This window comes from Mucilaginibacter sp. OAE612, assembly GCF_041806395.1.
In the GTDB taxonomy this organism is placed as follows: Bacteria; Bacteroidota; Bacteroidia; order Sphingobacteriales; family Sphingobacteriaceae; genus Mucilaginibacter; species Mucilaginibacter rubeus.
The window spans coordinates 1,415,866-1,428,932 of the sequence record NZ_JBGMUW010000001.1; the positions used below are offsets into that span (position 1 = coordinate 1,415,866).

Genomic DNA, 13,067 nt, shown 5'->3' on the forward strand with positions numbered 1-13,067 from the left:
ATATGAAATACTATCGTTTTTTATTGCCGGCCTTTTTGCTGCTAAGTATCCTCGGTCGTGCGCAAACCAAATTAACCAGTTTTAGTCCGGGCGCAATCTGGCCAGATGATAAAGGGGTGCACATTAATGCCCACGGGGGAGGCATTCTGTATAATAATGGGGTTTATTATTGGTTTGGCGAACACAAAATTGCCGGCGATGCAGGCAACCGGGCAATGGTTGGGGTTCATTGCTATTCGTCAAAAGATTTATACAACTGGAAGGATGAGGGGATCTCGCTGAGTGTTTCGCCCGATACCACAAATGATATAGCAAAAGGCTGCATCCTGGAAAGGCCCAAAGTTGTTTATAACAAAAAGACAAAGAAATATGTAATGTGGTTTCACCTGGAACTATTAGGCAAAGGCTACAGCGCTGCCCGCGCCGGGGTTGCTGTAAGCGATAAGGTGATCGGCCCGTACAAGTTTATTAAAAGCTATCGCCCCAACCCGGGGCAGATGCCGTTTTATCCGGCACTTACACCCGAAGGTGATAAAATAAACTGTATTAATCCGGCTCACGAAACCGATAAGTTTTTTTGCCGCGATTTGCCCGGTGGCCAGATGGCCCGCGACATGACCGTTTTTGTTGATGACGACGGCAAGGCTTACCACGTTTTTTCATCCGAAGAAAACTACACCCTTGACCTGGCCGAACTAACTCCCGATTATACAGGGCATACAGGTAAGTTTATCCGTATCTATATAGGCCACCAAACTGAAGCTCCTGCATTATTTAAACGTAACGGAATTTATTACATGATAGGCTCGGGCTGTACAGGTTGGGCACCCAACGCCGCCCGTTGGTTCAGTGCAAAATCAATTTGGGGGCCTTGGACTTACCACGGTAACCCTTGCCAGGGACAGGATAGCAAAATAACTTACGGCGGTCAAAGTACGCATGTATTGCCTATTGCCGGTAAAAAAGATGCCTTCATATTTATAGCCGATAAATGGGCTCCAAAAGACGCCATTGACGGCCGTTACCTCTGGCTGCCCATCAGCTTTAAAGGTGATGACATCGAAATAAACTGGGTAGATAACTGGAACCTTGACGTATTTAAGAAATAATATGCGAAATTTTATAAGCTTGTGCTGTCTGCTGTTCATTGCCGTTACGGCGACTGCTCAGGACAGTCTCATTACCAATATTCAAAGCCGTAAAGCACTTGATCTGAACGGCAAATGGCAATACATTGTTGATCCGTACGAAACCGGGTTTTATGATTATCGCTATAAGGAGCTCAACGAAAAAAATGGGGATGCCTATTGGAACAGCGGCATCCCGGCTAATAAAACTGAGAAAAAGGAGCACGGCTACATCGATAAATATAGCATTGATGTACCCGGCGACTGGAACCATCAAAAGCCGGAGTTTACTTATTACGAAGGAACTATCTGGTATAAAAAATCGTTCGACTACGTTAAACCGGCCAATGGCGGCAGGCAGTACCTTTATTTTGGCGCGGTAAATTATAAGGCCGATGTATACCTGAATGGAAAAAAATTGGGGATGCACAAAGGTGGTTTTACGCCTTTTAATTTTGAAGTACCTGCCGGGCTGCTTAAAGAAAAGGATAACCTGTTGGTGGTTAAGGTTGATAATAAACGCTACGCCGATGAGGTACCTACCCTCAATACCGACTGGTGGAACTACGGTGGTATAACCCGCGATGTAAAACTGGTGGAAGTACCGTCTACCTATATCCGCGATTTTGTGATCCAGCTTAAAAAGTCTGTTAACGGTGCAGTTCCCGCTAAACAACCGGAGGTAAGCGGATGGGTTAAACTGAGCGATACTCCGCCAACTGGTCAAAATATCACCGTACAAATACCCGAGCTTAAGTTTAGTAAGCAGTTTGCTGCCACGGGTGCGCTTATACAGGTTAGCTTTAAATTACCAAAAGTGCAGCTTTGGTCGCCCGAAACCCCTAAGCTGTATAAGGTTATCGTAAGTACTGGTGCTGATAAAACTGAAGATAAGATCGGGTTCCGTACCATTGAGGCGTATGGCCCGAAGCTGTTGTTAAACGGCAAGCCCGTATTTTTACGGGGGATCTGTATCCATGGCGAAATACCACAGGATGTACGGAGGGCTTACACCCAGCAGGATGCTGAGCAATTGTTAAATCAGGCGCATGAACTTGGCTGCAATATGGTAAGGCTGGCACATTATCCCCACGATGAAAAAATAACCCGACTGGCCGATTCGCTGGGTATTATGGTTTGGTCGGAGATCCCGGTTTACTGGACGATTGACTTTGGCAACGCAGCAGTACTTGAAAAGGCAAAAGCGCAGCTTAATGAAATGATTACACGCGATCATAACCGTGCCAGTATCATTATCTGGTCGGTTGGGAACGAAACACCGGTGAGCCCAACCCGCACTAATTTTATGGATAATTTGATTATTAAGGCTAAACAGTTAGATGATACGCGACTGGTTTCGGCTGCGCTTGAGGTGAACTATGGTTCGGGTAAGGATTTGAATGTAGTGGACGATCCGTTGGGCGAGTTTGTTGATCTTGTTGCCTTTAACGAATACCTTGGCTGGTATGGCGGCCTGCCCGATAAATGCCGCACTACAAACTGGAGCACGCCATACAATAAACCTTTATTTATCAGCGAAACCGGGGCCGAAGCTAAAACCGGTTTTCATGCCGACTCATTGACCCGCTTCGGCGAAGAATACCAGGAATGGTATTTTAAAGAGCAGGTAGCCATGTTTAAGCGGATGCCTGCAAATTTCGTCGGCCTGTCGCCATGGGTGATGGCCGATTTCCGGTCGCCCAAACGGAATAACCCGGTGTACCAGGAAGGCTGGAACCGCAAGGGCTTTTATGATGACAAAGGCAATAAAAAGAAAGCGTTTTATATTCTTCAAAACTATTACAAACAAAAAAGCGCGGAAGCGCTGAACCGATAGTCACCACAATGAAAAAAACTATTATATCCTTTTTAACATTTTTAAGCCTGGGCATAACCGGCTTCTGCCAGGCACCCAAACATACATTTGCGTTAGGCGATGAAGCTTTCTTGCTTGATGGGAAACCTTTCCAGATGATCTCGGGCGAAATGCATTATCCCCGCGTGCCGCGCGAAGCCTGGCGTGCCCGTATGAAAATGGCGAAAGCTATGGGATTAAATACCATTGGCACCTACGTTTTCTGGAACCTGCACGAGCCACAAAAAGGCAAGTTTGATTTTACCGGCAATAATGATGTGGCCGAGTTTGTTCGCATAGCCCAGCAGGAAGGCCTGTGGGTAATCCTCGCCCAAGCCCATACGTTTGTGCCGAGTGGGAGTTTGGAGGATATCCTTACTGGCTACAGAATGAAAAAGGTCTTGAAGTACGCAGTAAAGAGGCTCAATATCTTAAGGAGTATCAAAGCTATATTAAAGAGGTTGGCAAGCAATTAGCTCCGCTGCAGATAAATCATGGCGGTAATATCTTGATGGTACAAATTGAAAATGAATACGGCTCATATGGCAGCGATAAAGAGTATCTGGGGATTAATCAAAAACTATTTAAAGAAGCCGGTTTTGATGGATTGCTGTACACCTGCGACCCTGCCCCCGATTTGGTAGCTGGTCATTTGCCGGGATTACTTCCTGCTGTTAACGGTCTTGATAATCCTGCAAAGGTTAAAAAGATCATTAATGAAAATCACGATGGTAAGGGCCCGTATTATATTGCCGAGTGGTATCCGGCCTGGTTTGATTGGTGGGGAACTGCCCATCACACTATCCCTGCCGAACGTTATGCCGGTAGGCTTGATTCCGTACTGGCAGCAGGGATTTCTATCAACATGTACATGTTTCATGGTGGCACCACCCGTGCGTTTATGAATGGCGCAAATTTTAAAGATACCTCGCCTTATGAACCGCAAACGAGTAGCTATGATTATGATGCTCCCTTAGATGAGGCAGGTAATGCCACGCCGAAATTTATGCAATTCAGGCAGGTGATCCAAACGCATTTGCCTGCCGGTGTGCAATTGCCCGATGTACCGGCAGCCAAACCAGTAATAACAATACCGGCTGTTAAACTAACACAATCGGTAAGTTTATTAAATACTCTGCCGGCTGCTAAAGAAAATATAAGTCCGCTTACGTTTGAAGACTTACACCAGGATTATGGCTTTGTGTTGTACCGCACGGTTTTAAATGGAAGCCAAAGCGGGCAACTCAAGCTAAAAGAGCTTAGGGATTACGCAGTGATCATGATTAACGGTAAAAAGGTAGGCACGCTCGACCGCAGGCTTAACCAGGACAGCCTTTACTTAAAGTTGCCTGCAGGTAAAGTAACGCTTGATATTTTGATAGAAAACCTTGGCCGCATCAACTTTGGTAAGTATCTTTTGCAAAATAAAAAAGGGATCACTCAACAGGTGCTTTTAAACGGAACAGAATTGCAGCATTGGAAAATGTATTCGCTGCCGTTTCATGATCTAAGCACTGTGAAATTCTCTGCCGCAAGGCAAAATGCTCAATCGCCGGTAATCAGGAAAGGTGGCTTTAAATTGGATCAATTAGGGGATACCTACCTTGACATGAGTAACTGGGGCAAGGGTGTGGTATGGGTAAACGGGCATAACCTTGGCCGGTACTGGGGCATCGGTCCACAGCAAACTTTATACCTGCCGGTTGAATGGTTAAAGAAGGGATATAATGATGTTGAGGTTTTGGAACTGTTAAAGCCTGAGCGAGACCAGTTAGCTGGCGTCGATAAACCGATATTGGATGTGGTAAAACCTTAAATAAGCTTAAAGCCGAAAGCTAAAGGCTCAAAGCCTATTTTGCAAATAAACTATTAAAAGCTTTGAGCTTTTTGCTTTAAGCCTTGAGGCTCTTTTGATAACAGACATATATAAATACTATTTACAATGGCAAGAGTAGCGTTTAAAATGAAGCTTCATGAAGGGCAAACCGCCGAATACAAGGCGCGGCATGATGCCATTTGGCCCGAGTTGAGCAGTTTGCTTAAAGATGTGGGGATCAGTAATTATTCTATTTTTTTAGATGAGGATACGTATTGCCTTTTTGGTGTGATGGAAGTTGAAGATCAGGAAGCCCTTGATCATTTGCCTGATAGCCCTATTATGAAAAAATGGTGGTTATACATGGCCGATATCATGGATACCAATGCCGATCATTCGCCGGTGAGTGTGCCTTTGAAAGAGGTGTTCTTTTTGCCATAGATACGAAAACGTCCCCGCCGAAATGGCTGTCATAAATGGCATACTGCGTTAGGTGCCTTTACGATAGCCATTTTTGTTTTATACAGGTCAAGCACCTGCTGGGCCGTTACTTTACTATGTGTGCTGATTTTAATAAAAAGAATTATTTTTACAGATATAGTTAACCCTGATAAGTATGGTTGAGATATTTCAGAATATCCGTAAAATATACAGGTTCAGCGCACCTTGCGAAGAGCTGGCTAACTATATCGAATTTTATTCACAATCAGTTTTAGATTTATCTGCACAGTACGTAAAAAATGAGTTTTCATCGGTGAAGATGTTCCCAAGTTGGACACCTACTTTTTATATCAACCTTGGTTCGCCCTATTATATTCATTTGAAGAATACCCGGTATCATGTAAGGGAGCAGCAAGATGTTTTAATATTGAGAAACGAGGACGTTACCAGGCATAAACTACCTGCTGATAATATATTCACGGTTAAATTTAATCCGGGCGGTTTAGAAGCCGTTTTAGGTCTAAATCAAGTCCCGGTTATTGACAAGATCATTAACCTTAATCAAATTTTGCCCTGGGAATTACTTCAAAAAGTAAAACGGCCAATAAGCTTTGAAGAGCGTGTGATCATTGTTGAATCATATTTGTTAGAAAAGCTCATTAAACAGGCAAGCCAGGATCATTATGTTAAAATTGTTAACGACAGCATTGGCGAATATCAGGCTACCGGTATGAAGTTGAATACGTCAAAAGTTGCAGAGAGGCTGTTCATTACTTCTAAAACTATCAATCGGTATTTCAACAGGGTGATTGGCACTCCGCCTAAAAATTATTTCTCAATTGTGCGGGGCAGAAATGCATTAACAGCATTTGTAAATGACAGGGAAAACTTTGTTCCGATAGATTATGGATATTATGATTTGAGCCATTTTCATAAGGACGTCATAAACCTTACCGGCCAAAGGATAACGAAGCATCAATTTTAATTTGTCCGTTTTTTACTTTTAATGGGTAAGGCAGATCGCTTTCTTTGTAAGCTAAACAACGGTCATGAAAACATTCCTTATCATATTATTTGGCGCTGCTTTTCTTATTCAAAAAGCTTATAGCCAGAAATACAAACCGGTATTAGAGCCTTACCCCGGGTTGGTTAAGGCAGACCCAAGGCTTGTTTTAAAAACAGGTTACCTTGTTGTACCGGAAAATAGAAGTAAACCGGCAGGGCGCAAAGTGAAGATCCCGTTTTTATTTGTACGCAGGCCGGATCAGGATGCACGCAAAAACATCTCACTTTACACTACAGGGGGACCGGGTTATAGCACTACACGTAATATCGATAGCATAGGTTATGACTCCGGCTGGTTGGCCTACGGTGGCTTTATTGCTTTTGATCAACGCGGAACAAAGCGGGCGCAGCCATGCCTTGATTGTACGGAAGTAGCAGCAGCCATTAAACGCAGTTACAGGGAAGGGAAAAATAAAGATAGCCTCGTATCTCAGGCCGTTACCCAATGCCGAAACCGGTTTACAAAACAGGGTGTCGACTTATCAGCTTATAATACTATTGAAAGCGCAGAGGATATAAATGATTTAAGGTTAGCCTTAAATATTGATTCGCTTAACTTGGTTGGTATATCCTACAGTGGCGGCCTGATGCTTACCATGGCGCGAAACCATCCTGAGGGCGTTCGGGCGTTGCTTTTGAATTCACCGCTCCCCGGTTACGTAAATTTTGAAGAACACGCTTTGTTTAATATTAATGAAGCGCTTGAGCAGGTATTTCATAATTGCGAAACGGATTCCTCTGCCACGAAATATAAAAATTTAAGAACGAAGTTCCATCAGTACTTCAACGCTATCACCGGGAAGAAGTATACCATATCTTATCAGGAAAAAGGAAGCAATCAAGCTAATAGTTCTCACTTATACAAAAAACGAATTACTCGATGCAATAATAGGCCGGATGAACTCCCGGCAGGTTAGCACGGTGCCTGCGGTAATGATTGATTTAATTGAAGGCCGTCATGATAAATATGTACGGGAGGTGTTTGATGGCTATTTCGCGGGTAATTCAAGCGTATCACTGGGTATGCGGTATTCTGTTTATTGCTCAGAACAAATTTCGTACGATGACCCTGCGTTGGAAGCACAACAACACTTGGTACTACCGTGGTTGGCCGGGTATCCGTTTAATGATGTAAATCATGTCATATGCAATTGTTGGAAGGTGAAGGCTGAACCTGCTGTAGCAAAGCAGCCTGTTTATTCTACAGTACCGGCATTAATTTCGGCAGGTGACGTCGACCCCGATTGCAAGCCGTTTTATAACAGGTTGATAAAACGGTATATGCCTAATAGCCAATTATTGATCATCCATAACAGGGGGCATGCTCCGGGTTTTAGTGTAGATGGAACTGATTATGTGAAGCTATTTTTAGATAACCCACATCAGAAACTTACATCTCAATCAAAAAACCTGATCATTGAATAGCTTAATAGCCATTGTCAGATTTTTCGGTAATAAAGGTTTTGTCGTCTGTTAACATTATGCTAACATAGCAGCCTTACATTTGAGCCAAAACAACTCTTTGGCATGTATCCTGCACTTACTGATGAAGCGTTGATGGGGCTTATCCAGCAAAGCAACCCCGTTGCCCTTGAAACTCTTTTTAATCGTTACTACAAAACCTTATGTCAGCTGTGCACGGTGTACACTAAAGATTATACCGTTGCCGAAGAGATCACCGCCAATCTTTTCATTAAACTCTGGGACAACCGCGATACGGCCATCCTTAATGTAAAAAGTTACCTGTTTGTTGCTGCCAAAAATCTCTCTTTAAATCATATCCAAAAAAAGAAAGATCCGGTACATTCTATCGAAGATATCGACCTTCAGGGCCACATGTTAAAAGATAGGGATAATCCATTTAAAATTCTTTCTGGCCGCGAATCGTACAATAAAATACTAAACCTTATTGATACCTTGCCTGCCAGCCAAAGGCAGATATTGCTCATGAGCCGTATTGATAACCTTGATAAAAATGAGATAGCCAAAGTGTTGGGTATTTCAGTGCGCACAGTTGAAACTACGCTTTATCAATCTATCAAAAAACTTCGTCAGCTGTTAAAAGGGCAGCATAACTTCACTTCTGAGGGTTAATGATTTTTTAATATAAACTTAACTCATTTCGCTACGTATCGGGTACGTAAAATCAGTCTTTATTGCAGAGACAGATTTAATGGAAGATAACAGTTACCGCTTAATAGTTGAATATTTTGAAAAAACCATCAGTGATGATGGCTTAACACAGTTACAGGAGTGGATTGAGGAGAACCCCGAAAACCTTGCCCAGTTCAGTGAAGCCATCCAGATCCTGGAAGCATCCAAAGTTTATTTTAAACAGCCGGAAAATGCCGAAAGCACCTGGGCAAAAATCAATGCGCATATAACCCAACCCCAGATACCGGTAATTAAACGCAGTTCTAAATTTAACTGGATGGCTTATGCCGCCGCTTGTTTGCTTATTTGTACTGCCGGTTGGTTTGGATACCGTTATTTTAAACAGTCGCCGGTTTTGGTTTATGAAGAAATCAGCAATGCCGATGGCAAGCATTCAAAAATAATACTGCCAGATAGCTCGACAGTTTATCTGGGTGGTGGTAGCAAACTCAGATACGCCAAAAACTTTAGCGGCGAAAAACGTGATGTAACGCTTAATGGCGAAGCTTTTTTTGATGTGGTCCATCAGGCTAAACCATTTGTAGTTAAAAGCGGCGATATCACAACAGTGGTATTGGGTACTTCATTTAATATTAAAGCCTATCTGGCCGATCATAAAGTAGCTGTAACCGTGCAAAGCGGTAAAGTAGGGGTAATGGCCAATGTGCAGGGAAAACCTCAAATGGTTAAATACCTGGTAAAGAATGAACAGATCAGCATCAATACCCAAAATGGTATCTATACTTTTAACAACACTGATGCATCATCAGTAAGCTCGTGGATCAATAACGAATTTGTTTTCTACAATACAACTTACAGGGAGATAGCCGCTTCGCTTGAGCATCATTACGGTGCTAAGATTCGGTTTACAGAACAGGACTTAGGCAATGTAAGGCTTACAGCCAAATTAAGGGGAATGACATTGACAGATGCCATGGAAACCCTCAGCGCGCTATCCGGATTGGGCTACACGCAAAAAGGCAAGCAGCTATTTATTTCAAACAATAATCAAAAAGGAGGAAGTATAATGAAATAGTATTTACCCGGCTATTGGTAAAAGCCTGGACGTTGCTGGTAACAACCCCAGGCTTCAGAATTTTGACAATTTAAACTCACGGTTAGACAAGTATAAATTAAAGTAAATATATGAAAAAGTTATGGTTATTAACCATGCTGTTCTTTTTACAATTGCCTTTTGGCGGCATAAACGCTAAGGCTCAAACAGTAATAAACAAAAGGATCACGTTTGGTGCCGAGGGCACCATGCTAAAGGATGCCTTTCAGCAAATTGAAAAATCAAGCGATATCTCTATCAGCTATAACAATAGCCTGCTTGATGATAAACGCAAAGTACATGTAACAAAAGCAGAGCGCTCTTTAGGCGAAACACTCGACGTGCTTTTAAAAGGCACTACCTGCACATACAGAGCAGCAGGTGAACGTAATATCCTCATCATTGCAAAAACACAAGATAGGGGTAGCATTAAAGGGAAAGTGGTTGATGAAAAATCAGAACCACTTCCCGGTGCTACTGTGAAAATTCCGGGAACCGGGGCCACTGCTATCAGTGGCGTTGATGGTTCATATACATTAAATATTGTGCCGGGTACTTACACGGTTGAGGCAAGCTTTATCTCTTACGAAACTAAGAGGATCCAGAATGTAAGTGTTAGCTCGAGTACCAATACTGTTTTAAATATCACGCTTAGCCCGGCCGATAATAAACTTAACGAAGTTGTGGTAACGGCACTTGGTATAAAAAGGGAAGATAAAAGTTTGGGTTATTCTGCCCCGGTCATTAAAGGTGAGCAACTAACCGGCGCTCTTTCAGGTAACTGGACTGATGCATTATCGGGCAAGGTAGCCGGTTTAAACCTGATCCGTTCAAACAGCGGTCCGGCCGGATCAAACAAAATTATCCTGCGTGGTGAAAATAACCTGACCGGTGATAACGAAGCTTTGATAGTGGTTGACGGTGTTGTAATTAACCAGGGTAGCGGCAGACGTACAAGCAACTCCGGCGAATCGGCTTATGGCACCAGCAGCGATAACATGCCTGCCGATTATGGCAGCAACCTGAACGACATCAACCCAGAGGACATTGAAACGGTAACGGTATTGAAAGGCCCGGGCGCGGCGGCGCTTTATGGCCAGCGCGGTGCCAATGGTGCTATTATCATCACAACAAAATCGGGTAAAAAGCATAGTGGCCTGGGCATCACCTTTAACTCAAATGCAAGCCTTGAAAGTGTAAACCGCTGGCCCGATCTGCAATATGAATACGGACAAGGTACGGCGGGTTCTCGTTATTATTCGTACGGGGCAGGGCCGGATGGTGCAAGCACCAGCTCGACAAGTTCGGCTTATGGCCCAAAGTTTGATGGACAGCTTTTTTATCAGCTTGACCCGGTTACTCAAAAACAAAGTACAACACGCACACCATGGGTGCCATACAAAAACCAGATCCGTGATTTTTTTGATGTTGGCCAAACTTTCACCAACTCGGTAAGTGTTGACGGCGGCAGCGATAAAACAACCGCCCGTTTCTCGGCAACCAACGTTACCAATCACTGGATAACACCTAACACAGGATATACCCGTAACAGCATCGCTTTATCGGTAAATTCAAAGATCAATGATAAGTTGACCATCAACGCAAAAGTAAACTACAACAACAGAAACAGTGATAACTTACCGGCGGGCGGGCTATGGTAACCAGTCATTGATGTACTGGTTTATTTTCTGGCAGCCCAATGCCGATCTGAACTGGTTAAAAAACTACTGGAAAAACGGGCAGGATGGCAAAGCCATATTTTATCCTTTCAGTTCGTTCCCTGAAAACCCCTACGCAGTATCAAATGAGTTTATCAACAAGTCAAACCGTAACTCGGTTACAGGAAACGTAGAGGCACTTTATAATGTCACAAAAGAGTTTAGCATACAGGTTCGTGCTACTTTAGACATGGGCTATGAGCAGCGCGCACAGCAGCGTCCATATGATGCCGGAAGTAAATACCCGAAAGGCTCGTACCGTACACAAAACATCTATTCGGAAGAGCAGGGTGCCGATTTCCTGTTGAAATACAACAAGAAAATAACGCACGATGTTAACATTACCGCTACAGCAGGCGGCAGTATGCTCCGCAACAATTATAACCGCGATGAGGTACGTGCCGACTCGTTAGTATATCCGGGCGTGTATTCGATGGCTAACAATGCTGGTCCGCTGGTTACGTTGCCTTATAAATCAAAATATGCTATCAACAGCTTTTACGGCTTGTTATCGACATCTTTTAAAGATTACTTGTATGTAGATTTAACAGCCCGTCAGGATTGGATCAGTACACTGGCTACCGCGAACCGTACCGATCAGGTTGGTTTCTTCTATCCATCGGCAAGCATGAGCTTTTTACCGTCTGAAGCATTTAAGCTGCCTAAATTTATTGACTATGCAAAACTAAGGGCATCGCTTGCAGGTGTTGGTAGCGGTACAACAAACCCTTATCAAACCTCATTTAATTATGTATCGGCGGGTAGCACTTATGCAGGTGGTTTGCAAAACCCGCGTACGCTGTCAAACCCCGATCTGAAACCTTTACGCACCACAACGCTTGAAGTTGGTGCCGAAACCAGGATGTTCAGCAATCGCTTAGGTTTTGATATAGCTTTATATACGGGTAACACTAAAAACCAGATCCTGAGCCGTACTGTGGATCAATCGTCAGGTTATAACCAGGCAGTTATCAACGTAGGTAAGGTAAACAACAAAGGCATCGAAATTACATTGAACGGAACGCCTATACGCAAAGCCAACGTGTTTAGCTGGAATGTTACTGCAACCTTCAGCGCCAATAAAAACACCATTGAGCAACTTGCCGATAGCGCGGTTGTGTTGCGGAATGGCCCTACCGGCGGTGGCCAGATTGTTGCCCGTGTAGGCGGCAGTATGGGCGATATGTACGGTCGCGGTTATTTGCGCTCGCCTGATGGGCAGATCGTTTATGATGCTTCTACAGGTTTTGCCAAATTAGCTGATAACCTGGTTTATTTAGGCAACACTATCCCTAAATGGAAAGCAAGCATGGGGCACGATTTCAGGTATAAGCAATTTAACCTGCACCTGTTGTTTGATGCCCAGGTTGGCGGTGTATCATATTCGCTTTCAAACTATAAACTGGCCGAGCAGGGTAAAACAACGCTCACCCTACCCGGCAGGTATAACGGTATCATAGGCAAAGGCGTTATCCAAAACCCGGACGGCAGTTACAGACCGAACGATGTTATTGCAACAGATGTTGACGGTTACTACCGCTCACACTATGGTATTGATAATGCCGAAGGTAATACGTTTTCAACCAACTTCCTGAAATTCCGCGAGGCAAGGTTTGATTATTCATTGAGCCCTCGTTTAGTTAAACGCCTCGGATTAACGCGTGCTACGGTAGGTGTATATGGTCGTGACCTATACATCTGGACTAAGTGGCCAATCTTCGATCCTGAATTTGGTACGCTTTCGGGTACCGACATTGTGCAGGGATTTGAAGTGGCGCAGTTTCCATCAACCCGCACATTTGGTTTTAACATAGTTATTGGCATTTAATAATTAACA

The 13,067-nt window shown here is 43.6% G+C and carries 11 protein-coding genes and 1 pseudogene; all 12 read left to right on the forward strand.

Translation table 11 applies throughout. From position 1 onward, the window contains the following. Positions 1 to 2 precede the first annotated feature (2 nt). The 12 genes and pseudogenes from ABID99_RS05910 (at position 3) to ABID99_RS05965 (ending at position 13,058) form a co-directional block, all read left to right on the forward strand. Positions 3 to 1,109 (forward strand): glycoside hydrolase family 43 protein, encoded by a 1,107-nt coding sequence (locus ABID99_RS05910; protein ID WP_090532922.1) that lies wholly within the window; start codon positions 3 to 5, stop codon positions 1,107 to 1,109. Between the two features lies 1 nt (position 1,110). Further along, positions 1,111 to 2,964, forward strand: coding sequence for a glycoside hydrolase family 2 protein (locus ABID99_RS05915; protein ID WP_373613165.1), 1,854 nt, complete (start codon positions 1,111 to 1,113; stop codon positions 2,962 to 2,964). A gap of 149 nt (positions 2,965 to 3,113) precedes the next feature. Continuing rightward, positions 3,114 to 4,417, forward strand: a pseudogene (locus tag ABID99_RS05920) (beta-galactosidase); the annotation flags it as partial. A gap of 174 nt (positions 4,418 to 4,591) precedes the next feature. Beyond that, a complete protein-coding gene (locus ABID99_RS05925) occupies positions 4,592 to 4,798 on the forward strand; it encodes a hypothetical protein (protein ID WP_373615897.1) in 207 nt (68 codons plus the stop codon). 126 nt (positions 4,799 to 4,924) lie between these two features. Further along, positions 4,925 to 5,239 carry an L-rhamnose mutarotase gene (gene rhaM / locus ABID99_RS05930; protein WP_373613166.1) on the forward strand — a complete coding sequence of 105 codons (315 nt, stop codon included), beginning with the start codon at positions 4,925 to 4,927 and terminating at the stop codon, positions 5,237 to 5,239. 175 nt (positions 5,240 to 5,414) lie between these two features. Continuing rightward, on the forward strand, positions 5,415 to 6,224 hold the full coding sequence (locus ABID99_RS05935; protein WP_373613167.1) for a helix-turn-helix domain-containing protein: 810 nt from the start codon (positions 5,415 to 5,417) through the stop codon (positions 6,222 to 6,224). A 64-nt stretch (positions 6,225 to 6,288) separates the two neighbouring features. Then, the gene (locus tag ABID99_RS05940; protein ID WP_373613168.1) at positions 6,289 to 7,221 is read left to right on the forward strand and encodes an alpha/beta fold hydrolase; all 933 of its coding nucleotides are present in this window, start codon (positions 6,289 to 6,291) and stop codon (positions 7,219 to 7,221) included. After that, positions 7,202 to 7,729: an alpha/beta fold hydrolase gene (locus ABID99_RS05945; protein WP_373613169.1), complete on the forward strand. Its 528-nt coding sequence runs from the start codon at positions 7,202 to 7,204 to the stop codon at positions 7,727 to 7,729. Before ABID99_RS05940 ends, ABID99_RS05945 begins: the two co-directional genes overlap by 20 nt. Positions 7,730 to 7,831: 102 nt before the next feature. Further along, positions 7,832 to 8,398: an RNA polymerase sigma-70 factor gene (locus tag ABID99_RS05950; RefSeq protein WP_354484181.1), complete on the forward strand. Its 567-nt coding sequence runs from the start codon at positions 7,832 to 7,834 to the stop codon at positions 8,396 to 8,398. Between the two features lie 79 nt (positions 8,399 to 8,477). Continuing rightward, entirely contained in the window at positions 8,478 to 9,494 is a 1,017-nt protein-coding gene (locus ABID99_RS05955) for a FecR domain-containing protein (protein WP_354484179.1), read from the forward strand. 110 nt (positions 9,495 to 9,604) lie between these two features. Next, a complete protein-coding gene (locus ABID99_RS05960; RefSeq protein ID WP_373613170.1) occupies positions 9,605 to 11,173 on the forward strand; it encodes a carboxypeptidase-like regulatory domain-containing protein in 1,569 nt (522 codons plus the stop codon). Further along, positions 11,142 to 13,058 (forward strand): TonB-dependent receptor domain-containing protein, encoded by a 1,917-nt coding sequence (locus ABID99_RS05965; protein ID WP_373613171.1) that lies wholly within the window; start codon positions 11,142 to 11,144, stop codon positions 13,056 to 13,058. The genes ABID99_RS05960 and ABID99_RS05965 overlap by 32 nt, the downstream gene beginning before the upstream one ends. The last annotated feature ends 9 nt before the right edge of the window (positions 13,059 to 13,067 follow it).

What these genes read in the sequence shown, in the direction of transcription:
- ABID99_RS05910 (WP_090532922.1), top strand. Translation starts at nt 3, where the DNA reads ATGAAATACTATCGTTTTTTATTGCCGGCCTTTTTGCTGCTAAGTATC.
- ABID99_RS05915 (WP_373613165.1), top strand. Translation starts at nt 1,111, where the DNA reads ATGCGAAATTTTATAAGCTTGTGCTGTCTGCTGTTCATTGCCGTTACG.
- ABID99_RS05925 (WP_373615897.1), top strand. Translation starts at nt 4,592, where the DNA reads ATGAGTAACTGGGGCAAGGGTGTGGTATGGGTAAACGGGCATAACCTT.
- rhaM (WP_373613166.1), top strand. Translation starts at nt 4,925, where the DNA reads ATGGCAAGAGTAGCGTTTAAAATGAAGCTTCATGAAGGGCAAACCGCC.
- ABID99_RS05935 (WP_373613167.1), top strand. Translation starts at nt 5,415, where the DNA reads ATGGTTGAGATATTTCAGAATATCCGTAAAATATACAGGTTCAGCGCA.
- ABID99_RS05940 (WP_373613168.1), top strand. Translation starts at nt 6,289, where the DNA reads ATGAAAACATTCCTTATCATATTATTTGGCGCTGCTTTTCTTATTCAA.
- ABID99_RS05945 (WP_373613169.1), top strand. Translation starts at nt 7,202, where the DNA reads ATGAACTCCCGGCAGGTTAGCACGGTGCCTGCGGTAATGATTGATTTA.
- ABID99_RS05950 (WP_354484181.1), top strand. Translation starts at nt 7,832, where the DNA reads ATGTATCCTGCACTTACTGATGAAGCGTTGATGGGGCTTATCCAGCAA.
- ABID99_RS05955 (WP_354484179.1), top strand. Translation starts at nt 8,478, where the DNA reads ATGGAAGATAACAGTTACCGCTTAATAGTTGAATATTTTGAAAAAACC.
- ABID99_RS05960 (WP_373613170.1), top strand. Translation starts at nt 9,605, where the DNA reads ATGAAAAAGTTATGGTTATTAACCATGCTGTTCTTTTTACAATTGCCT.